The organism is Bacteroides sp. An279, assembly GCF_002159615.1.
GTDB lineage: Bacteria > Bacteroidota > Bacteroidia > Bacteroidales > Bacteroidaceae > Phocaeicola > Phocaeicola intestinalis.
In genome coordinates this window covers 1-20,826 of record NZ_NFJA01000066.1, presented here as the reverse complement: position 1 = coordinate 20,826, position 20,826 = coordinate 1, and the positions used below count along the sequence as shown (strand labels likewise).

The following is a 20,826-nucleotide window of genomic DNA, read 5'->3' as shown; positions in this document are numbered from 1 at the left end:
TAATTGTAAAAGGGTCGTTTAATGAAATATCAACTTCTTATATCATTAAAGGATTGCTTCCTATATGTAATTCGTAGCGGACGGGGCGAGTGTTACCCGATTTTGCGTTGAAAAGGCTTAATGCGATACTTTTTAGGTCTTTCCCTATGAATTTTACCTTTTATTATAAATGTTACTGGCACGTAACACGAGTGTCACACTGTATGGCTAATTTTGCATCGTCCAAAAATATAAATATTATGGATGTTTCGGCTTTAGGACAAGATAAGGAAGAAGATGATTTCCAACTGCTTTCTGCCATTGCGGAAAACATGGATACGGCAGCATTCACACGTCTTTACGGCAAGTATGCGAAGTGGGCTTTCGGGCTATTCTATTCGCGGACGGGCAGTAAGGAGGCCGCATCCGAACTGTCACAAAACCTGTGGATGTACGTATGGGACAATGCGGGGAAAATCATCGGGAACCATGACGAAAAACGGCATACAATAAAAGGTTTGCTTTATGCCGTCATAGCCAAACGCATATTGGATTTCTACCGGATGGTGGAGAGTTGCCATAACATTGTGTCGTTGGACGACGAGGAAATATGGCGCATGGTGGTGAACATCGCGGATAATAACCCGACGGTATTCTCCAAACTGGATGTGGAAGCCATCCATACGATTACCGATGAAGTGCTTGAAAGGTTCGGTGAACTGGACAAAAAGGTCTTCGTCAGTATGAAGAATGGATATACAGCCAAAGAGGTGGCTGACATGTACGGATTTACGGAAGCCACCGTCAGGAAAAAAGTGTGCGTGATGACAAAGGAAGTACGTCTGAAACTGTGTGAGGCCGGATATGTGTCCGCCATCCTTTCGTGTGTCAGTCATCCAGAACATGCCGCTTTGATTATCATGTCCAGTTCCGTCATTCATAAATCCCTGACCATTCCAAATTATTGAAATAGTAACTGTATTCGCAGTTTCCTTTCCACCTGCTTAAAGGCACGTACATGCTCAGTCCGCTGAAATGTTCCTGACTGATGGATAACTTGTTGATGAACTGCGGCGTGGCCGCCTTGTAAACGACGGTGCGGCGCAACTGCGCGTCGAACTCGTCCGTCCGCCCTTCCACAACGGTGTGGACTATATCGCCCATGTCGAAAAACACGTTGGGCACGTTGTCCGTGTGGTACGCCTGCAAGACAGACGTGTCCAGAGCCTCCATGTCGTGCAACCTACCTTGCAGGACGTTCCGGGTGGCAGTGAAAAGTCCGCCAAGTTCGGCGGCATCCACCAGCGCGATTGTGGCCGAGCGCAGTATGTCGTGCCCCATACTGTTGTAGTGGCCGTAATAGGCGACGCAGGCCTGTTCCAAATCCTCCACGCCGCCAAACAGGTACGGAAGCACCTTCGCATAAGGGATGCCCGAAGCGTCATAGTCGGCTTCCGCAAGTACCTCGGTGGGTGAAGCTATCAGATAGTCCGCCTTGTTGCGCATTTCATACAGCCCTTCTATACACCCCATCAGGCATACATCAAACCAGATATATTCCGCCACATCATCGGGGAGGGCATCCGCCAATGCATCGATTTCCATCACGCCGGACGAGGAGTCATTCCCTGGATGGTTGTCGATGCCGATGTAGCGTGTGCGCGGGAATCCGTCAACCGCATTCCCCCTCGTGCCTTGCGGCACAAGATCGGAATCGTAACCACCTGGCAGCCAACCCATCGAATGCGACCAAAGCACCAGTCCGAAACGGTCGGACGGAACAAGCTCCTTGGCCTCGCTTATCACCCGCGCCAGCGTTTCCGGATTGGCGGAGTTCTCCTCCGCATACGACTTCAGCGGGACTTCCCCGCCTTGCTGCGTGATACTGAACAGGCGCGGCGTTTCACCTTCCCTGTCCACATAGACCACCGCCGTGCCCGCACTGCGCCGTGCGCCCTGCCTAAGCTGCGAGATGGTATAGTCCACTTCAGAGTCCATCGAGTTGTCGGCGGCCATATACACCAGCGTGGTATAGGACACAGGGTCGGGCGGTACGATTATTTCCTCGTCCTCCGAACAGGATGCCAGCGGCAAAAGAAGGCAGTAGCCCAAAGCCGCACGGAAAAACTTGCGCTTGTTCATATTCCTCTTCCGGTTTAATTTGCCAAAGGTAACGGTTTGATATGACAACGGGGTTACAATGGCGAAAAAAAAGCGGACGGCGGGCCCGGTATATCACCGTCCTTGCCGTCCTCCCGTCACATTTTCACGCCCCGGTATTCCTTGTGTCCGGGAATATCCGGCCTGCCTATTATAATATGGTCACGGATATAGTCACGGGCTGCATCGTCCGGCTTCGGCACGTTCTCCGCTTTCGGTACCGCCTGACCGCCTTGTTCCTGCCCCTGACTTGGCGTTTCCTCATGCTTGGGTGCCAGTTCCAGCTGTATTTTGCGGTCGAGGGCGGCAAGCTCGGACTTCAACTGCTTCAATTCGTCCTCCTTTTTCCATGTCTTGCCCGCTATCTCCTGCAACTGCGGTATCTCGCGTTCCAGCACTTGGTTCTTTTCCTCGTACTGCTTGATGATGGCGGGGATGCGCTCCAACGCATTGAGGAAGTTCACTGCGGCAGCGTGGGTGTCTGCCATCGCCAGATGGCCGTTGTTGTACTTGTACTTATAATGCCCCTCGATGACAAAACGGTTGTCGATGGTCTCGCGCCCGTCGCAAATCATCCGCTCGCTGACTACTTTGATGGGGAAGCCGTACAGCTCGCCGATTTGCAGGTACTGCCCGCCAGTCGTGGCATTCTTGGCTATCTCCTGCAACTTCCTGCCGATGGCTTTCTCATCAGCGGAAACCACCCCGTAAATCCGTATCGGGTTGAGCCGGTTGTCGTCCTTTCCGGTCTTGGCGGCAGCGGTGAACTTCTCCCAGTCTTCCGTCATGGCGGCGATGACGGTTTTGTTGTCATTCAGCTCCTTTGTCTTGCCCTCCAATTTCCATTCCGAATCGCGCTTTCCCCTGTTGAACGACTTGCGTTCGCCCTCTAATGAGGCTATCTTCTTTTCGAGCTTCGCCTTGTCAAGCAAATCCGTGTTGCCGGACAGTATCGCCATATACTCCGAGAAATTCATGCCCGACTTCTCGTCCATCGCCCCCTCGTCGATGGTTCGTGCGCCCAACGCGCCGCTTTTCAGCTGACTGATGAACGTCTGCTTGCAATGCAGCAGGTTGAACTTGTACGAGTCCAGCGACTTCTCCACCGCATAGATGATGACATCCACCTTGTTGTCCGCATAGAGCTTGGCAATCTCGTTGCCCTTTCTGACCGCCCGGCCGTCACGCTGTTGCAGGTCGGACGGACGCCAGGGACAATCTAAATGATGGATGGCTACAGCCCTTCGCTGGGCGTTCACGCCCGTGCCGAGCATACTGGTAGAGCCGAACAGCACACGTACACGACCCTCGTTCATCGCCTCTATCACCGCTTTCCGCGCCTTCTCGTTCTTGCACTCCTGAATGAAGCGGATTTCATGGGCGGGTATGCCGTAGTCCTCTACTAATTTGCGCTTGATTTCGGTATAGACGCTCCAGCCGCCACCGGGCTGGTACGTGCCCAAATCCGAAAAGACGAACTGCGTCCCCTTGTGCGCGTCATACTTGCGGTAATACTCCGCTATCATCTTGGCGCAATGGCTCGCCTTGTTGTCGGGGTGTTCCTCGTAATCCGGGTCAATCATGCGCATGTCCAGTGCCATCTTCCTTGCGTAGTCCGTGGCGATGAGCATCTTCGCCTTTTCCTCCGTTTCAGACAGTGGCGGTCTGCCCAGAATGGTCGCGTCGCCCGACTTGGCGAACTGCATCAGCTTTTCGATAAACACCTCCTGGTCGGGCGTGGGCGGTATGTGGTGCAGTATCTCGTTCTTCTTCGGACGGTCCACGCCCACGTCCTCCGCCGTGCGGTAGTCGGTTATCTCGTTGTAGAACGCCGCCAGCTTGTTCTGAAAATACAAATCGTTGTATTCCGCAAAACGTTTTTTCAAGTCATTCTTTGTAATTTCAAGCTTTCCCATTTTTTACCAAGCGTTGTTGCGGATTGCCTTATTTAATCATAAGTAGAGAAATATGTCTGTAAAAAGAGAACGGATAACCTCCACAAAGGTTTCCCATGCGAAGAGGCATGTCATCCCTCTCGTCTGTAGACTTATGGAAAGCCCAACAGTCCAGCTTGCTGGCATCGTACGTTTCCATATGTCCCAACACAAAATATTTAAAAAGTGATTGGTAAAAAGAGAATTCGGGGCGGTTTTCCCCCGTGATTGTAAAATCATCCATATTGTTTATATTTTGATTATTAGACAAATCCACATCGTCTTACCACCGTGGTTACAATATCGGAACTCGGTTGGTGCGTACTTAAACGGCTCTTGATGTTTCGGTTACAAATATAAGGTCGTGAAAGGTCGGTTTGCAAATTTTACAGGATAATTTGTGTTAATAGCCTTTTTCATGACAGTCCCACTTTTAGTCGGCTTCTATGAAATTTTTGTTAATCGCATCTTGTTCCCATATAAACAGATAAAAAATGCCTACTTTTGTTTCATTCATTAATGAACAAGTAATATAGGGAGTATATATGACGAAAGATAGATTTGAAGAAGCCTTGGACTATATCTGCCACTATGATTATGTGTCAGAATTGAAAAATATCACACCAAAGGTAACAAAGGACTTTGTGGAAGTGTCTTTGTCGCTTGTCACATCTGATGACGAAATTGACTATGGCGAATATCCTTGCAAAAAGAGCATGACGAGGCTATTCCACAAAGAATTATATCCCATATTGGTGAATGATGGTTTCCTCGACGAGAAGGGGAAGGCATCGGACGAAGTCGCCGAAGCAAAAGCGTGGAAAGTTTACTTGTGTTTGACAGACGGAGATGATGTCTATGCCAGCATTCATCTCTTTGACTATACAGAAGAAGGTGTGAAGCTTGTCGGTGAATCAGCCAATTATAAATAAGCCTTGGCTCATTGTGCCCTTATGCCCTTATGAAAGGTTTAGGGGATATGCATAACTGGGGTCTGTGGGTATCTTCCGGCACCGCGATAGCAACTTTTACTCAGATTAGGTATGGCGAATTGTCCAACTTTCATCTCATACTTCCATTGAATATTTCAATGATGATAATTCACTTATCTTCTCGGCTGTGGTGGACGGAGTGGAAACAGAAACAATCGAGGTTCCACTGGAGACCATGAATGTGGTTCAGAACAGAGGGCGGTATAATAAGGTTTCTGAGTTCCATGATGAAATTCTGAGGGTGAAGAATAAGGACATGCCTCTTATTGCAAAACGTATGTGCGCATAAGGTGAGAATTGAATCTTAGATATGGTTTAAAAGTAATAATGTTACATTGTAACGTAATTACTTTCTTACGTAATTACATAATAACTGTAATCCGTTGTAAGTGAGTGTAAAATATTTCCTCCCCACCCTATCTAAGGATTAAGCTGTAATCCGCCTGTTTCCTTCTTTGGGACTACACTTGTCTAAAGGAATAAAACTTCCGGCTTTCAAATTCAGCACCTCACACTACATACTCAAGATCATCTGGTGAGATATGCAGTTTGGCAATTTGCAGCAGCTCGGTTTTAACCCACCCTGGAAATGACCCGGTGCCTTCAGGCACCAGGAGAAAGCGGAGTCTCGAAAGTGCGTCTTTTTATGTGGCTGAAGCCTTTCCGTCTTTTGTTGTCTTCTTCCATTTTTCGGTGTGTGTAGCACAGACCTTTTTCCCTCTTCCTCCAGTGTCGTATCTGGCGGCTGACATAGGTCGGTTACCGCTCCGGTTTCACAGCCGTCCTTCCGGCAATATCCCTTCTTTTATTAGGATACACCCTTCCTTCTTTTTCCGTTGACGGCAGCCTCCTTCCCCCAGCTTCAACAGCCGGCTGATGTATGCCCCTTCACCTACACTGACCCCGGGCAGCATGGACATCGAAGCACGCTTGCTGCAAATTCCAAACCGGCAGTTGCTTCATCACGGAACCTGTACGGATGAGATACTTTTTCAGATGAATTTCCGGAGAAGTCAAATCATATTTCCTTGTGCAAATTTATGGAACAGCATCCACTTTTTCCCGAAAGTGTCGGTGGACGATTCGCAAATACCGGCTTAGCCTATTAACTCAGAATCTTCCTTTTTCCGCACGCACAAAAAGAGTATTCAGCGATTAATCATTTGCTGCCATCTTACCCCAAAAAATATAAGAATCTTCCTTTTTCTGTTGTTCATAAAAAGAGTATTCGTACATTTTTTCATGGTTACCACAGAGTCTGTTCCTTATAGTAGCACCGTAAAAATGATTAATTAACTTCTAAAATTCATGCATTATGAAAAAGATTGAAAACTCATTCGTGGTATCAGGTTTCGTTGCTAATGAAGCACAGGTTCGTAACTTTGAGACAGCAAGCGTAGCACGCTTCTCGATAGCTGTCAGCAGGTCAGAAAAGAAAGGTGAAGTGACCACCTATACATCAGCCTTCCTCGCTGTCGAAGCCTGGCGCAAGAACGAGGCCGCCGATTCGTTTGACCGGATAAAGAAGGGTGAACATCTCACAGTGAAGGGATATTTCAAACCGGAAGAGTGGACTGACAGTGCGACCGGTCAGAAGCGCAACCGTATAGTCATGTCAGCCGTCGAGTTTTATCCGACCCCCGAGAAGGAGGAAGAGGCGAAACCGGCTCCATCGGAGAAGAAACCGAAAAGGACGAAGAAGACAGTATCCTAATAGAAAAGAAAAGTGTGGCTTCGGCCACCTTTTTTTACGCCCTTTCGAGGATTTGTCTTGCGTACACGCAGTTCTCTTACTCCCACCGCCCTATTAAGGTATGTCCGGGTTGCCTTTGCCATCTGGTGTCTATTGGTATAGACGCTTCTGGCAGAGGCAGCGGACATCCGTTCTGTTGTATAGTCCAAGACTCTGTTTTCGACCATACACATCACTTATTACTCACCCATTGCGCACCGTGCCGGCATCCTGGGGCATAACGGCTATGCTGATATGCTCCGTATGTTGGCATGGTGCGATACACAAGGTAAGGGAAACCTTGTAGGTCTTTCTTGCATATATGCAGTTCTCTTACTCCCACCACCCCATTAAGGTATCGGCTGTATTCCTACCCTATCCGGCACTTGTCAGTCTGCTCACAGGCTTACAGACAGGCAAGAGACGGGTAGGAAAAGCTACACATATCCAATCCGCATCATGCTCCGATACGGAGCTAAGGCTATGCCTTAACAACCTTTATCTCCCACCTGATATACGAATTGACATAATATGAGTGCCCGGTACAGCCGCATTGCCTACCCGAAGCGAAGCACCGTAAACGGATCTTCGCCATGCAACAGACAGCTTGTGTCTGTTCCGGTGTACATGCTGCACACCTTTTTCATTGTCCATTCCTTTCCCTGGTCTTTCTCCGGTCATCCTGCTTCCCATATCTGTGTCCTTCACCCCATCAGAGAGCCTTTCTTTTTGTACGGCAAAGGTATATGGGTGTGGTGGAAATGAAAGAGTTCCGGCTTCCAGCCTTTGCCCTGAAAAAAATAACGATGTTGTCTGCGCCTGCCCCAACATTTTTTTCGTTCAAAACTTTTCTAATTCCACTCGCCCAAACCTCGATAAGCCGTAAAAAAAAGGCTCAAACTCAGATGGGGAATGATTCTCTAAAAAAAAAGTCAGCGGATTCAAAAGACAAGGGAAAGGAAACTTTCTGAAAAAAAGGTCTAAATCTCGCTGAAGAATAATTCGATGTTTAACTCATTAAAATTCAAGCGATATGGCAGTAGTTCAGTTCATCATTTCAATCATTGTTTTTATCTGTTCGGCAGCGATGGTGCTGGCTTCCCTCTTTGTGCATCCCAACACGAATATAGTAGCCATTGCCCTATTGTCACTCATATTCCTTGGGTGCATCCATTTAGTAAAAATCAGTTACAAAGAACTTAAATCAGAATAATTATGAAAGGAACAGAACACTTCAAGCAGACCATAAAGGCATTTTTGGACAACAAGGCAGCAAACGATGAATTGTTTGCACAGAGTTATAACAAGCCACACAAGAACCTCGATGCTTGCGTTACCTATGTGCTTAATTGGGTACAAGGAACCGGATGTTGTGGTTTTTCAGACGAGGAAATTTATGGCAGATGTATTCACTACTTCGATGAAGACCATATCGACATTGGCAAGGAAATTCAATGTAATGTTGTAGTTAATCATCATGTTGAACTGACAGATGAAGAAAAGGCTGAAGCCCGACAGAAAGCCATCCGTCAGTATCAGGAAGAGGAAATTCAGAAGATGAAGAACCGCAACAAAAAGGCTAAGCCTACATCAACCCAGACAAACGCAGCACCAACCTTATTCGATTTTTGATATGAGACCAACCAATAACATACAAAGGGAGATAGTTTCACTTTCAAAGAAAATGAAACCAATCACAGAGAGACAAGAGCAGTATGCTTACAGACATTGTTTTGAACCTTTCGCCAAGAGAACGGCGAAAGGTATCTATACCTGTTGCGATTGTGCCCATACATGGCAGGACACACTTTCCTATATTCCAGTTAATGTGACTTGCCCACATTGCGGAAGAAAGCTCAAAGTACGTTCAGACAGGACGAAGGTATATAACCTTAAAAGTTATTACACCGTAATAACCGCAGTCAAGGACTACCAGGTATTAAGGCACTTTGTTGTCTTTGCCGATTTCAGAATAGGAAGACCGGCACAATATTCAATAAGGGAAGTTGTTCAGAGATGGCTGACACCCAAAGGAAAGACAAATACTTTGGCACTCAAGAGAAATATGTGTTCCTTCTATTATGATAGTTGGAACTTCTGTAGTGATATGGAGTTGCGCAGCTGTTCGGATAACTTTGTATATGATATTAATGCAGTATCCACCTATCCAAGAATAAAGGTTACTGAAACCATAAAAAGAAACGGCTATCAGGGAAAAACTTACGACCTTTCCCACTATACTGTTTTCAAGGCTATACTTTCCGATAATAGGAAAGAGACCCTTCTCAAATGTGGACAGATTTCCCTTTTCAAACATTTTGCCGACAAGGATAGCATTTCGGATGATATTTGGAAATCCATCAGAGTTGCCATCCGTCACAAGTATGATATTACAGATGTAGGTTTATGGTGTGACTATATCAGATTGCTTCTTCATTTCGGCAAGGACACCTCAAACCCTCATTACGTTTGTCCTTCAAATCTGCATCAGGAACATGACAGGCTAAGCCGTAAGAAACATGAAGAAGCTGCAAGGGAGCAGATAAGGGAGAAGAAAAGAAGAGCCATTCAGCATGAGAAACTATATAGGGAAGCGAAGGCAAAATTCTTCGGTCTTATTATCAGCGAAGGCAATATTCAGATAAGGGTTCTTGAAAGTGTTCATGAGTTTATCGAAGAAGGAGAGTTTATGAAACATTGCGTATTCTCAAACGAGTACTTCAAGAATGAAAAATCCCTAATCCTATCTGCTATGGTTGACGGAGTAAAAACAGAAACTATCGAAATTTGTCTTGATACAATGAAGGTGGTACAATGCAGAGGACATCATAATATGAACTCAGAATATCACGATGACATACTAAGAGTGATGAACAAGAACATTCCTCTAATCGCTAAACGGATGTGCAGTTGAGCCTAACTTAGTTAGGCTTAATTTATTATAATTTTTAAGTAATTATGTAACACTATAACATAATTACTTAATTACGTAATTACATAAGTAATTGTGTATATATTGAATTAATCTTTCCTCCACCCACACTATTGCTAAGGAATAAGCTTATAATCTGCATATTCATCCCAGTCCAAGGCTTGCGCTTTGGACTGGGCAGAACACACAGACTGGCAAACGGGACAAGTCAGCCATGCCGATCCATCGCTTGCTTCCGGAACGTCATGCCTGACATATCCTCTGTATATTTGCCGCAGCTTCACGTTGTTTCTCCCACCGGAAAGAAAGCCCGGCATCACGGATGCCGGGACAGAGGAGTCTCGAAAGGGCATCTTTTAAGGTTGTGGCTGAAGCCTTTCCGTATTCAAATCTTCTTGGACTTTCCGTCTTACGCCACACCTGTAACTCTCCCTCCACCGGTGCTGCATAGCTCGGCTACCTTAATCCTTCAACGCACCTGTCTCCTGCCACTCTTTCGGGAAACAACAGTCATTGACTCTTATGCACCCTTTTCCCTTACGTTGGTACTGCTGTTGCTCATTCATGCTGCCTCGACAGCCGGCCGGTCATGTACCGCACCTCCCCCAATTCATTATCGTAAGACTGCTTCGAAAAGCACGCTTGCTGTAAGTTCAAATCGGTCTGAGCATCATGCACTACACCGTTGCGAACCTCAATCTTTCCAAATGAATTTCCGGCGAAGTCAAATCATATTTCCTTGGTGCAAAGTTATGGAACAGCTTCCACTTTTTTCCGAAAGTGTCGGTGGACGATTCGCAAATACCGGCTCTGCCTATTTACGCCAGAATCTTCCTTTTTCTGATACTCACAAAAAGAGTATTCAGGGATAAATTATCTGCTGCCATCTTATCCAATAAAAAATTTAAGAATCTTCCTTTTTCTGCAAGCACAAAAAGAGTATTCGTACATTTTTTCATGGCTACCACAGAGTCTGTTCCTTATTGAAGCACCGTAAAAATGATTAATTAACTTCTAAAATTCATTCCATATGAAAAAGATTGAAAATACTTTCGCAGTGACTGGTTACGTAGCAAATGATGCTCAGGTGAACAATTTTGATACAGCAAGCGTTGCACGCTTCTCTATCGCAGTCAACCGACCTGAAAAGAAGGGGAAGGAAACTACCTACACTTCAGCTTTCATGGCTATCGAGGCTTGGCGCAAGAATGAGGCGGCCACAGCATTCGACATCATCAAGAAGGGTGCACTTCTAACAGTCAAAGGGTACTTCAAACCCGAAGAGTGGACTGACAAGGAGACAGGTCAGAAGCGTAACAGAATTACAATGGTAGCCGTCGAGTTCTATCTCGCCCCTGACAAGGTGGAGGAAGAGAAACTGGCTAAGGCTTCCAACAAGACGAAAAGAACCAAGAAGGAAACTTCAAAATAGAAAAGAGTGGCTTCGGCCACCCTTTTTTTATGCCCTTTCGAGGAGTTTATTTGCGTTCACGCAGTTCTCTTACTCCCACCGCCCCATTAAGGTATTCACTGTTCCTTGACCTTCCTTTGCTGAAGCGCACTCAGGCGGCGTAACTGCTCATGCGGTACACTCTCTCACCCATCGCCATGACTCCAGGTTCGTTCCCTTCCCTCATTGTAAACCCGTATGTCACACCATCCCTGATGCCTGGGGTACAACGGCTGCACTGTTGCACTCCGTCATCTGGTATGGCGTGTACTCTTGAACCATAGGTAAGGCAGAGCCTTGGCATACCGATAGCTTGCAAAGCAGCCAACCCTCCACCCTACTTAGGTTGTCGCTACAGCTCCTTATCTACCCAGGATATAATCGGTATAAATTCTTTTTCGATTGTCTTTCATTGGTCTTTTCTGCTGGCCGCTTCCTCATTTATCGGTGTTTCCCCATCTAAGAGCCTTTCTTTTTATACGGCAAAGGTATATGGGTGTTGTGGAAATGAAAGAGTTCCGGCATTCTGCCTTTGCCCTGAAAAAAATAACGATGTTGTCTGCGCCTGCCCCAACATTTTTTTCGTTCAAAACTTTTCTAATTCCACTCTCCCGTACCTCAATAAGCCGTAAAAAAAGGCTCAAACTCAGGTGGGGAATGATTCTCAATAAAAAAAAGTCAGCGGACAAAAGACCAAACCAAGACAAAGGTTTAAAAAAGGTCTAAATCTAGCTGAAGAATAATTCAAGTTTAACCATCTAATAATAAGCGATATGGCAACTACGTTCGGAAAATATCCCAGTTTAGACAGACAATGGAATAAGATGATGTTTTCTTTTTATCCTTATTTGTCAACAAAGAATAGAAACGCAACTCAGGAAGAGTGGAAAATAAGAAGGCTTATTTGGGACTTTAAAGATGGGAAAGCATTTTCGTACGTAGCTTATTTGGTTGCAAACAAGCTCATTCAACTTTATGGGACAGAGACAAAAAACATTGTCTCTGCTTGTGTTCCGGCTTCGAGTACAGAAAAGAATGAAAAGAGATACAAATGCTTTTCTTCTATGGTTTGCCAACTTAGCGGGATGGATAACGCTTACGACCATATTAAAGTTAAAGGAGAAAAATCTGCCGAGCATGATAATGTAGATAAGAGCACCATTCATAATAAACAGGAAATAGAGTTCGACCAAGATTTTTTCAAAGGAAAAAAAGTGATAGTGTTTGATGATATTCTTACAAAGGGATTCGCTTACGCGATATTTGCCAATAAAATTGAAAAATTGGGTGCAGAAGTTTTAGGCGGACTTTTTATAGGTAAAACAGTTTATACAAATTAGATGAGAGCAATAGAAACATATAAAACAATAAAAACAGGTCTCTTCCAAGATGAGACCTTGTTTTTATATTGTTATATAGCACATAACGGACTCAAATACGAGACAACGGGTGCCACCCTTGATATATGCAGAAAATCACGGGATATATGGCTCAGCCATCTGTCCGCCTCTTTTACCGGACACCGCCAAGTTATTAGCTGTAGGCAGACCGCTGAAAGGGTGAAGGATGCAATCAGATATTGTTATAAGAACGGCATCAGATTCTTTTATGCGGGTGGTGCTGTAGGCTTCGATACCATAGCAGCTGAAGCTGTTCTAAGCCTTAAAGAAGAACTTACAGACATTGTTCTTATTATTGTTGTGCCCTTCCCCGGACAAGACAAATACTTCAAGATGGAGAATAAGAAGAGATATATGAATATTTTCAATCGGGCAGACGAAGTAGTAACTGTGTCCGGCTCATTCTCAAATATAGCTTACTTAAAGCGTAATGATTACATGATTTCGCACTCATGTCAGTTGATAGCATATTGGGATGGAAAGTCCTTGGGTGGTACATCATATACGGTGAGAAAGGCACTTGATAAGAAATTGCCCATTTATAACTTATATAAAAATAGATTATAGATGGCACAACTACTTTTTCATACAAAAAGTAGCAAAAAGACACATCGGAATTACTAAATAGTTATCTTTGCATCTATAAGTATTTAATATTCTGAAATTTAATTATGCGTGAAAAGGATTTACTTAAAATTGCATTGCAAGGTGATTTCAATGTCATCAAAATATCCAAGACCGAGGAAGGTGTCTACATACTTAAACGAATGTCTGCTATTCAAACACCCGGTTGGCGCACCGTTGAAAAATCCTCTGAATTCTCAGATATCGAGTTTAGTATATCCCTTATGCGCCATTCTTGTAAATATATTCTCAATGCAAGTGAACGAATAAAGTTATCTGACTTAACAAACCTTACTGATGCAGGTTTTCAGATGATACGAATATCACCGTCAAATAAACTTGTAATAAAAAAGTTCAACCCATTAACTAATTCATGGGTTAAGCTCTCTTCTTTCCCGAAAGTAACATTAAGGGATAATTTCCTCATGGAGATTCTATACGGTAACCGTACAATTCTTATTGATTGATTTCAATATGAAAAAATAGAAAAGACCGCCTTTAGTCAGCGGTCTTTTCTATAGTCGATGCTTTCAGATCATCATTCCAGTCCTTTTTTTGTGGAAACTCAGTATTTTGAACCCGGTAAGCTGTATTTTTTAATACCTCATTATCCATTTGCTCTACATCATGCTGCATACCTCTCAGGTTATTGTCAAGCCATAACGTGTATTTGTAGCCCTGCTTGTCATTATCGAAGATAGTATGAAGTGACTTCACTTCATTCTTGCTGAGAATGATACGGAGCAATTGCATTTGCCCTTCGGTGAGTGTACCTTCAGTAGATACATATACAAGATTCAAACTTGTATTCGTGTGGCACAGCTGGTAATGAGATATGCAATCTATAATAGATTCACCGACGTACAAAATATCAATTGGTCTGCTTTTGTCATGGTTACTTGTGGCAAGACAATCAAACTTGCCGCCAATAATGCCCTTAAATGTTTCATTTCTCTGGGAAATAGCCTGAACTCCTTTGTCATTGTACATCTTTACACAGATGTTCCTATATATGGTGTTTTTGTTCTTAACCTCCCTGATAAGAAAGACATCTTTAAAGACTTGACTGTTTATGCAATCCTCTGATATGCCGCGCCTTTGTAGATAATTACCCTTATAAGGCATAAGCTGGTTAAGATACGTTGTCAGTTCGTCTGCACTCATACTTGTGTTGCCTACATCGTATCTGCTGTTTTCAGGGGTTATTATCTGATTCGTATTTATATAATTTTGAAGTATTTCACCGACTTCTCTTAATGTGGGTTGCTTTCCGGTTGTCTCGAAAAGATGTTCCTGCATAATGTCAAGAATTGTCCTGCCCCTCACGTTGTCGCTGTGTACATCCCAATATGTATATTGGTTTTGTGCATTCCTTTTGATGACAATGGTATGTGTACCATTACTCATTTTGGGGCAGCTGTTTGAAGAACCGGCAACAAATTTCCATCCCAGATTCAAAAGAAAATCAGGGAGTGAAATTTCTGTCTTTAGTTTGTTGAAATCAACTTTCATAATTGAAAATCAGTGTTTTAACAGTGCAAAGATACAAAAAACTATCAAATCTTACAAGGTATAGTTCTACTATCAAACAAAATTATACCTTATTGTGAAATTGTCGAAAACCTGAGTTCACCAATCTTACCGGTTCCGCTTTCTGGGTCAATGCTTTTGGTCTCGTCAAAAACGGTTTCCCCGTCTTTTGTGACTTTCATTCGTATGCTTGCCTTTTCATTTGAATACACCATCCCTTGTGCAGCTATTTCTTTGACTTTCCCCTCTGTTATATAACTCGCACTTGATATAAATTCATCGTCTATAGATAAAGACGAATCTCCTGTATTTTCATTTTTGATGTTAACCCTGTCAAGGTTAGTGATATGGGCAAATCCCTTTGCTTCGGTTCCATTGACCACAATTGAAATTCTGTACACTCCGGTGCCGTTGCTGCCTGTTGTAGGATTATCATCCTTACTGCATGATACTGTCAATAAACTTACTGCCGCCAATAATGTTGCAAAAATCTTTCTCATACTAATTCTTTTTGTCGGTTAATTAAATTTCCTTTCCTGTCTCTGGTTTTGTGTATTATCTGGATTATTGCGTTTCTTGATTCTTTCTTCAACAGCTTTCAAGACTTCGTTCACATCATTTATTATCTTGATATAATTCTGTTGCACGATTTCTTCAAGAATATCCAGTTCTAGTTTCTCATTACCTTCATCAAGTCTTACCGGGAGGGAGAAAGGTGGTATTTCTTTTTCTTCAAAACGGCACATATTCATTTGTGCATTGAAGAAAGGTGGTTGACCGCTGGCTACCTTCCCGATAAAGTGTCCTGCTGACTGTCAGGCTATTTCACGGGCTTTCAGGACTTTTTCCTTTTGTAGGCTTTCCGTTCGACTTTCTCCGCCACTTTCCTGGTGTGAATAGCTTTCCTGGGTTTCCTTCTTCTCTCCGAACAGACTCTCTATATCTTTGGCTGTCTTTTCATTTCCGGTCATACCGTATGCTTGTGTCCCGCATGAGGCTTTAAGAATATTCGCACTCTTTTCTCCATAGTACCTGACCGCTTGGTTGAAGTCTTGTACAGCCAATATGGTCGAAACATTATGTTTCCGTGCTGTGCCGATAAAAGTGTCTATACCTTGCAGAAGAATTGTCGGGAACTCGTCAACCATAAATACGCTTGTAGCCTTTCCCGGATTGTTCATTTGAGACATCAGCACACTACCGATGCAGCTGATGGCTGGCGATACGGCTTCCTTGATTGTCGGAGCATTACCGACACACAGGAGTGTAGGATGTTCCTTGTTCGTAATATCCAGTGAGAACTCTTCTTCAGGCAGCGGAGATAACACCCAGAATATGTATTTATTGTTCAGCAATACAAGCGGTGTCTGTGCTGATGAAACGGCTCCGGCTGTTTGCTGCTGGGCACCCAGTTTCCATGCGGTCAGCATCGAGGACATGTTCAGTGCTATTTCCGGATCTTCAGAAAGCCATTCAAATACAAGATTACTGTCCGATAAGGCAAAGGCAATGACATGTGGAAGGGTACAGATGCCAAGGTCTTTCTCCTTGAAACATTTATAAGCTATAGAATAGACATAGTTTATTGCATTGTTCGCCCAGAAATCCGTTTTTTCTTTCCAGCTTGCCTCCAGGTTTTTCATCAGGGTCATTATGATGTTTCTGATGAATAAAGACTCATTCCCTTTGGACATATACTTTGGCGACAGTACATTAACCCTGACGGTTCTTGACATGTCGATAAAGTTTATGTATGCAAAATCAGGAACCTCCCTACCCTGTTTCCTGAAGTATTCAATGCTCCCGTATGCTATCCTTGATAGAATCGGTGAGTTGTCTTTGGTCGGATCACCTTCCCAGTCATAAATAAATCCGGCATAATTCCTTTCCGCACACTGATATATCATACCTTTAATCCAGCTTTCCGATTTACCAGAGCCGGGACCTCCGTCTATATATATATTCTGTTGTGGCTTGTGGATGGTAAGTGGGCCATTTGCTGTTTCAAATCTGAAATAGAAAGATGATTCCACATTGCTCAACCCGAATATGCTTTCATCGGACTTGACATGCCGCCTGAAGAAGTAGGGCATGGTCTTGATGATTAACAGTGTGTAGGCTACGAATATTACCGGGAATATGAATAGATTATACAAGTTTGACAGCTTACTGAAGCCTACGACAAAAATCGTAGCCGTCATTAAGGTCAAACTCGTATAAAACCATTTCTTGCTTTCATCACCGGGCTTTTTATATGGAAAAAGAAAAGCTAATCCGGCTATGAGAATTACATAAAGGAAACGGAACATGATTCCCTTAACCAATAGTTTTTCCCACATACCTTGATTCCTGACCGGTACATACAAACCATTTATTATAGCCCACTGAAATAGTACAGCTATGCCTATCAGAGTAGATAGCAGTATCAGGATGAATGACAAGTCTTTCTTCTCTTTTTCCATAATCCACTCTTTATGCGTTAGTCTCTTCTTTCTTCTCGCTCTTACCGAGTAATTCTACACGGTTTACGTTCATACTTACTGAAGGCATACAGCTTCCGTCCTCTTTCTTGAACACATCAATAAACAGATCACCGGTCACATATACCTGTGTGCCTTTTTTGATGTATTCCATGATCCTTGTTTCAAAGTTAACAAAGCATGTTACCCAAAGTGTCTTGTCTTCCGTATCTCCTGCCCCTTTGAACTTTGAAGACACATGAAAATAAAATCCTTTACCACTTTTGTTCGCACGTGCATCTGCACCTACATAACCGATTAATTGTTCTGTAAACATAATTTTTTAGTTTTAGGGTTAAATATTCATTGTTATTTCAGCGGACTTGACCGTCCCCTTACTCATTTCTGCTGTTTGGTTTGTATCGTAATCTATTCCAAAAACCTTGCTTACAGCCTTCTTGCCTTCATCGTTGCTTACATTGGCATTTAGCCTGTCTATCATAAGCAACGAAGGACTATATCCTGCATCTTTCAACTGTTCCAGCTTATCCTCATTCCCTTGACTTGCAGCCAATAAGAACTTTTCATCGTTGCTCAGTTTAGGTTCAATCCCGTTGACTTTCTCCTGTATCATGGCACTTGCCTTGGCTACATCTGACAGAATGGTATAGATGAACTTCGGATCTTGACTCAATGCCAATAGCCAGCTCTTCAGGTACATCGCGTTTTCCTCCCTGATGCAGGTAGATATACCCATTGTTTTACCACAGGCTGCTGAAGTAAGCTCTGCAATCAGTTCTTCCTTAGCATATTTGGAATCTCCGAAGACTTCTCCTTTTTCCCTTTCCAGATAACCTGTTTCACCGGTTGAATGTGCCATCTCATGCAGCAACGTTGAGTAAAAGGATTCACCGGTATCAAACTGCCCCTTGAGCGGAACAATTATATGGCATCCTTCACCACGCCTGTAATATGCACTGTCGCTTTCTCTCGGATATATCGGACATATCCATTGTCTTTCTCTGATAAGCGCATCGAGCAACGGCATGGTGTACATGCCTTGTTCATCCTTAAGAGCCGGTGCTGCGAACTGTGACCTCAGCTTTTCCCATTTTTCGGGTTGGACTTCCGGATAGTTTGTCTGAGAAACATTGAATACATTATAGGTCTTCATATATGGTGTCACCTTATATTCCTTTTTCTCCTCTTCTGACAGCTTCCTATAGTCCTCAATGTTTATCTTGTTCCCGTTTTTGTCCTTTACTGAAAAGTTCCAGTAAATCACAGGGAACGATTTTTCTCCTTTCATGATTGAAGCCCCAGCCTCCTTTGCCTGCATGAATGTCATATACAATGGTGTGCTGTAACCCATTCTTTCCGAAAGAAGGTATAGCATGAAGAGGTTTATCCCGTTATATATTCTACCTTCGATGTTTTGTGGCATCCCTCCTCCACTTTCTGGAGAGAACCATGGCTTTTTCCAATCATGTTCAACCTCTTTGATTTTCTGTATCATAAGGTCTGCAAATTGCTTCAATGCCTTGTCTCCTGCTGAATCTTCCTTCATAGCTGTTCGTATAAATGGTTATTCTCATATTCACATAGCCATCTGACGGTATTCTCATTATTGGGCTTTTCACCTCTTGACTTCATGTCTTCAAGATATAGTTCAGCCAGCTCTTCCTGAGCGAACAGAAATTCCAGGTCGTCGATGATACCTTCCTGCCTTTTCTGTACCAGTTCGTTATAGTCCATAATTATATATTTATAAATCGTTGAACATCTTGTTTACCGTATTGGCAATGGGTCTGGCCATCTCTTTTGTCTTGTCAGGTTTCGGACTGCTTGCCAGTTTCACATCACCTAATGTCTTGCCTTTGTTCTCCAAACCGAATATCTTCTGGACGGCGATGAGGGTATTTTCCTGTACTCCGTTTTCTCTCATGGCTTTTATATCGCTTTGTGTTATCTTATATCCGCTCTTTTGAATATCCTGGATGACTCTGAAATTGCTTGTAGAGGCGGCTTCCAATAGTCTTGCGGCCTGCTTCTGTCGCTCGCCCAGTTCATCCGGCTTAACGTGGAACACATTTTGGATTTCTTTCATTTCATTGTCACTCAGGTTCAGCTCTTTGCCTATGCCTCTTATGTATTCCTCACTTGGCTTGTAACCTTCCTCTCTGAGTTTGTCTATCTTTTCAAAATCCCTGCTGCCGACCGCTTCCTTAAATTCACTGTCCATATCACGCTCTTTACCGGATGATATCCTGTTTCCCATGGCAGGGTCAGCAACTTCAAGTTTCGGCCTCATTTCCTTTATCAGTTCATGAGCCTTACCTTCCGTAATGCTCTGTATGTTTGAGAACTGAATCCCTTTCTTGTCATCAGTGAGGGAAATGTCTGCTAGGATGTATCCGTCTTTACTGTGCATGAGCTTACTCTCTAAAGTATGCCCGTTGGCAAGCAGATATTTGTCCGCTTTAGTCAGCTTGTATCCTTCATATTCGTTGGTCTTTCCAATCACATTCGGAATTTTTATTTCCTTGTTTGACCTTACGATTACCGAATTTAAATCTTTGTCAACCTGAAGCATGATTGTACCTTTTTTTGTATCTAGGGGGACTATATCACCATGAAGCAGACGTTCTTTCTCTGTCTTGTTAAGTTTGTGCCCCAACATCCTGTCGGGAATGGTTAGGGTTTCCTTGCGGTAAAAGACGGAAATGCCGTTCTCGCTCATGCGCAACTTTCCCTTTTTTTCGCCTATATCCATAAGGTCGGACATTATGCCCTTCTCCAGTTTTGTCCCTTTACCATCCAGCAGGTTGCCGGTGTTATGCGCATATTCGTATAGTTCCTGACCGGTATAACATACTTTACGGTTGTGGTCTATGATTGTGACCCCGTCCTTGTTCTCTCCCTTTATGTCATTCCACCGTACCACACTGATACCTTTGTTTCTCAGCTCCTTGATGTATGAAGGGTCATTCGCCCTGTTCTTGTCAAAGAATGAACAAACCTTTTCCTTAGACTCCTCCGTCCGCCGGTCATTGCGGTTTTCCTTTGCTTTTGACCTGATTTCTTCCATGGTAAGTGTGATGCTGTCACCCTCTTTGTGAAAGCGATAGCTTCCGTCATGGTATTCGGTCTTATAGCCTAGTGTTTCCGACAAGGCTCTGAACTGCCCTATATTGTTATAGGAATAGTTCTCATAAGCTTCTTTTAGTTTCATATCATTTCCCGAATAAAGGTTCTGCCCTGATAATATACTTGTTCTCAACAGCCAGTTTCATGTGTCGGCCACCACCTTTTTCATACAGTTCTATTTCAAAGATTTTATTGTCTGGGATTGTGAACTTGTTAAATCCCAACACAAGCCTGTTGGCGCTCTTTCCCTTTATCTTTGCTTCAAAATCTTTGGTGTATATTGGTTCAATGGTTGTTTCCTGTTGTATGGCGTTCTTGCTTTTTTTGATGTCTCTTTGAAAACATTTTACAAACTCAATGTCATAGTCTATATATGACTTATTCAAGTTTCGCAAGTTCAACTTGCAGCTTTTAATCTATAAATGTCGCAAATATGTTTCATATCTTCCTCCCTGTTGATGATAGCCTGATAGATATCTTCGTCAGT

The 20,826-nt window shown here is 43.5% G+C and carries 22 protein-coding genes, 1 pseudogene and 1 riboswitch; of the genes and pseudogenes, 9 read left to right on the top strand and 14 right to left on the bottom strand.

Features of this window, described 5'->3' with window-relative positions; translation table 11 throughout:
- Positions 1-239: 239 nt before the first annotated feature.
- Positions 240-947, top strand: coding sequence for an RNA polymerase sigma factor (locus tag B5F78_RS11680; protein ID WP_087251655.1), 708 nt, complete (start codon positions 240-242; stop codon positions 945-947).
- Here the strand turns inward: B5F78_RS11680 and B5F78_RS11675 are convergent.
- The 3 genes and pseudogenes from B5F78_RS11675 to B5F78_RS11665 form a co-directional block, all read right to left on the bottom strand.
- Positions 913-2,169: a clostripain-related cysteine peptidase gene (locus tag B5F78_RS11675; RefSeq protein ID WP_241148266.1), complete on the bottom strand. Its 1,257-nt coding sequence runs from the start codon at positions 2,167-2,169 to the stop codon at positions 913-915. The genes B5F78_RS11680 and B5F78_RS11675 overlap by 35 nt on opposite strands.
- A 68-nt stretch (positions 2,170-2,237) precedes the next feature.
- Positions 2,238-3,980, bottom strand: a pseudogene (locus B5F78_RS11670) (helicase-related protein); the annotation flags it as partial.
- 103 nt (positions 3,981-4,083) lie between these two features.
- Positions 4,084-4,317: a hypothetical protein gene (locus B5F78_RS11665; RefSeq protein ID WP_072531315.1), complete on the bottom strand. Its 234-nt coding sequence runs from the start codon at positions 4,315-4,317 to the stop codon at positions 4,084-4,086.
- A riboswitch (SAM-I-IV-variant riboswitch) is annotated at positions 4,316-4,421 on the bottom strand. It overlaps the preceding gene by 2 nt.
- Positions 4,422-4,618: 197 nt before the next feature.
- Here B5F78_RS11665 and B5F78_RS11660 point away from each other — a divergent pair.
- Positions 4,619-5,005 carry a hypothetical protein gene (locus B5F78_RS11660; RefSeq protein ID WP_087251656.1) on the top strand — a complete coding sequence of 129 codons (387 nt, stop codon included), beginning with the start codon at positions 4,619-4,621 and terminating at the stop codon, positions 5,003-5,005.
- An 833-nt stretch (positions 5,006-5,838) separates the two neighbouring features.
- Here B5F78_RS11660 and B5F78_RS17275 read toward each other — a convergent pair.
- The gene (locus tag B5F78_RS17275) at positions 5,839-5,985 is read right to left on the bottom strand and encodes a hypothetical protein (RefSeq protein WP_162608538.1); all 147 of its coding nucleotides are present in this window, start codon (positions 5,983-5,985) and stop codon (positions 5,839-5,841) included.
- Positions 5,986-6,380: 395 nt separating this feature from the next.
- Between B5F78_RS17275 and B5F78_RS11650 the strand changes: the two genes are divergently transcribed.
- The 4 genes from B5F78_RS11650 (at position 6,381) to B5F78_RS11625 (ending at position 11,161) form a co-directional block, all read left to right on the top strand.
- Positions 6,381-6,779 (top strand): single-stranded DNA-binding protein, encoded by a 399-nt coding sequence (locus B5F78_RS11650; RefSeq protein ID WP_087406773.1) that lies wholly within the window; start codon positions 6,381-6,383, stop codon positions 6,777-6,779.
- Positions 6,780-8,012: 1,233 nt separating this feature from the next.
- Positions 8,013-8,429 carry a PcfK-like family protein gene (locus tag B5F78_RS11635; protein WP_087251733.1) on the top strand — a complete coding sequence of 139 codons (417 nt, stop codon included), beginning with the start codon at positions 8,013-8,015 and terminating at the stop codon, positions 8,427-8,429.
- A 1-nt stretch (position 8,430) separates the two neighbouring features.
- On the top strand, positions 8,431-9,711 hold the full coding sequence (locus B5F78_RS11630) for a PcfJ domain-containing protein (protein WP_087406770.1): 1,281 nt from the start codon (positions 8,431-8,433) through the stop codon (positions 9,709-9,711).
- Positions 9,712-10,759: 1,048 nt separating this feature from the next.
- Positions 10,760-11,161 (top strand): single-stranded DNA-binding protein, encoded by a 402-nt coding sequence (locus B5F78_RS11625; RefSeq protein WP_087406769.1) that lies wholly within the window; start codon positions 10,760-10,762, stop codon positions 11,159-11,161.
- Between the two features lie 130 nt (positions 11,162-11,291).
- Here B5F78_RS11625 and B5F78_RS16870 read toward each other — a convergent pair whose 3' ends face one another.
- Positions 11,292-11,507 (bottom strand): hypothetical protein, encoded by a 216-nt coding sequence (locus B5F78_RS16870; protein WP_140400135.1) that lies wholly within the window; start codon positions 11,505-11,507, stop codon positions 11,292-11,294.
- A gap of 445 nt (positions 11,508-11,952) precedes the next feature.
- On the opposite strand from B5F78_RS16870, the gene B5F78_RS11615 reads away from it, so the two are divergent.
- The 3 genes from B5F78_RS11615 to B5F78_RS11605 all read left to right on the top strand — a co-directional run bounded on the left by B5F78_RS11615 (position 11,953) and on the right by B5F78_RS11605 (position 13,670).
- Positions 11,953-12,519 carry a phosphoribosyltransferase gene (locus B5F78_RS11615; protein ID WP_087406768.1) on the top strand — a complete coding sequence of 189 codons (567 nt, stop codon included), beginning with the start codon at positions 11,953-11,955 and terminating at the stop codon, positions 12,517-12,519.
- A complete protein-coding gene (locus B5F78_RS11610) occupies positions 12,520-13,146 on the top strand; it encodes an SLOG family protein (protein ID WP_087406767.1) in 627 nt (208 codons plus the stop codon). It begins immediately after the preceding gene.
- Positions 13,147-13,250: 104 nt separating this feature from the next.
- Entirely contained in the window at positions 13,251-13,670 is a 420-nt protein-coding gene (locus tag B5F78_RS11605; RefSeq protein WP_087406766.1) for a hypothetical protein, read from the top strand.
- A 31-nt stretch (positions 13,671-13,701) separates the two neighbouring features.
- On the opposite strand, the gene B5F78_RS11600 is transcribed toward B5F78_RS11605, so the two are convergent.
- The 9 genes from B5F78_RS11600 to B5F78_RS11565 form a co-directional block, all read right to left on the bottom strand.
- Positions 13,702-14,715: a toprim domain-containing protein gene (locus B5F78_RS11600; RefSeq protein WP_087406765.1), complete on the bottom strand. Its 1,014-nt coding sequence runs from the start codon at positions 14,713-14,715 to the stop codon at positions 13,702-13,704.
- A gap of 89 nt (positions 14,716-14,804) precedes the next feature.
- A complete protein-coding gene (locus tag B5F78_RS11595; RefSeq protein ID WP_087406764.1) occupies positions 14,805-15,233 on the bottom strand; it encodes a hypothetical protein in 429 nt (142 codons plus the stop codon).
- Between the two features lie 18 nt (positions 15,234-15,251).
- The gene (locus tag B5F78_RS17860) at positions 15,252-15,479 is read right to left on the bottom strand and encodes a hypothetical protein (RefSeq protein WP_239473403.1); all 228 of its coding nucleotides are present in this window, start codon (positions 15,477-15,479) and stop codon (positions 15,252-15,254) included.
- Between the two features lie 69 nt (positions 15,480-15,548).
- Complete coding sequence (locus B5F78_RS11590) at positions 15,549-17,195, bottom strand: type IV secretory system conjugative DNA transfer family protein (protein ID WP_239473404.1); 1,647 nt, start codon at positions 17,193-17,195, stop codon at positions 15,549-15,551.
- 10 nt (positions 17,196-17,205) lie between these two features.
- Entirely contained in the window at positions 17,206-17,529 is a 324-nt protein-coding gene (locus B5F78_RS11585) for a single-stranded DNA-binding protein (protein WP_087406763.1), read from the bottom strand.
- An 18-nt stretch (positions 17,530-17,547) separates the two neighbouring features.
- Positions 17,548-18,759, bottom strand: coding sequence for an ArdC family protein (locus tag B5F78_RS11580; protein ID WP_087249892.1), 1,212 nt, complete (start codon positions 18,757-18,759; stop codon positions 17,548-17,550).
- Positions 18,756-18,947: a hypothetical protein gene (locus B5F78_RS11575; RefSeq protein WP_087406762.1), complete on the bottom strand. Its 192-nt coding sequence runs from the start codon at positions 18,945-18,947 to the stop codon at positions 18,756-18,758. Before B5F78_RS11575 ends, B5F78_RS11580 begins: the two co-directional genes overlap by 4 nt.
- A gap of 10 nt (positions 18,948-18,957) precedes the next feature.
- Positions 18,958-20,424, bottom strand: a complete 1,467-nt coding sequence (locus B5F78_RS11570; protein ID WP_087249890.1) for a DUF3945 domain-containing protein — start codon at positions 20,422-20,424, stop codon at positions 18,958-18,960.
- 1 nt (position 20,425) lies between these two features.
- Positions 20,426-20,725, bottom strand: a complete 300-nt coding sequence (locus B5F78_RS11565) for a DUF4138 domain-containing protein (protein WP_239473405.1) — start codon at positions 20,723-20,725, stop codon at positions 20,426-20,428.
- Between the last annotated feature and the right edge of the window lie 101 nt (positions 20,726-20,826).

Coding starts and splice junctions, on each gene's coding strand:
- B5F78_RS11680 (WP_087251655.1), top strand. CDS start 240: ATGGATGTTTCGGCTTTAGGACAAGATAAGGAAGAAGATGATTTCCAA.
- B5F78_RS11665 (WP_072531315.1), bottom strand. CDS start 4,317: ATGGATGATTTTACAATCACGGGGGAAAACCGCCCCGAATTCTCTTTT.
- B5F78_RS11660 (WP_087251656.1), top strand. CDS start 4,619: ATGACGAAAGATAGATTTGAAGAAGCCTTGGACTATATCTGCCACTAT.
- B5F78_RS17275 (WP_162608538.1), bottom strand. CDS start 5,985: ATGTCCATGCTGCCCGGGGTCAGTGTAGGTGAAGGGGCATACATCAGC.
- B5F78_RS11650 (WP_087406773.1), top strand. CDS start 6,381: ATGAAAAAGATTGAAAACTCATTCGTGGTATCAGGTTTCGTTGCTAAT.
- B5F78_RS11635 (WP_087251733.1), top strand. CDS start 8,013: ATGAAAGGAACAGAACACTTCAAGCAGACCATAAAGGCATTTTTGGAC.
- B5F78_RS11630 (WP_087406770.1), top strand. CDS start 8,431: ATGAGACCAACCAATAACATACAAAGGGAGATAGTTTCACTTTCAAAG.
- B5F78_RS11625 (WP_087406769.1), top strand. CDS start 10,760: ATGAAAAAGATTGAAAATACTTTCGCAGTGACTGGTTACGTAGCAAAT.
- B5F78_RS11615 (WP_087406768.1), top strand. CDS start 11,953: ATGGCAACTACGTTCGGAAAATATCCCAGTTTAGACAGACAATGGAAT.
- B5F78_RS11610 (WP_087406767.1), top strand. CDS start 12,520: ATGAGAGCAATAGAAACATATAAAACAATAAAAACAGGTCTCTTCCAA.
- B5F78_RS11605 (WP_087406766.1), top strand. CDS start 13,251: ATGCGTGAAAAGGATTTACTTAAAATTGCATTGCAAGGTGATTTCAAT.
- B5F78_RS11600 (WP_087406765.1), bottom strand. CDS start 14,715: ATGAAAGTTGATTTCAACAAACTAAAGACAGAAATTTCACTCCCTGAT.
- B5F78_RS11595 (WP_087406764.1), bottom strand. CDS start 15,233: ATGAGAAAGATTTTTGCAACATTATTGGCGGCAGTAAGTTTATTGACA.
- B5F78_RS17860 (WP_239473403.1), bottom strand. CDS start 15,479: ATGTGCCGTTTTGAAGAAAAAGAAATACCACCTTTCTCCCTCCCGGTA.
- B5F78_RS11590 (WP_239473404.1), bottom strand. CDS start 17,195: ATGGAAAAAGAGAAGAAAGACTTGTCATTCATCCTGATACTGCTATCT.
- B5F78_RS11585 (WP_087406763.1), bottom strand. CDS start 17,529: ATGTTTACAGAACAATTAATCGGTTATGTAGGTGCAGATGCACGTGCG.
- B5F78_RS11580 (WP_087249892.1), bottom strand. CDS start 18,759: ATGAAGGAAGATTCAGCAGGAGACAAGGCATTGAAGCAATTTGCAGAC.
- B5F78_RS11575 (WP_087406762.1), bottom strand. CDS start 18,947: ATGGACTATAACGAACTGGTACAGAAAAGGCAGGAAGGTATCATCGAC.
- B5F78_RS11570 (WP_087249890.1), bottom strand. CDS start 20,424: ATGAAACTAAAAGAAGCTTATGAGAACTATTCCTATAACAATATAGGG.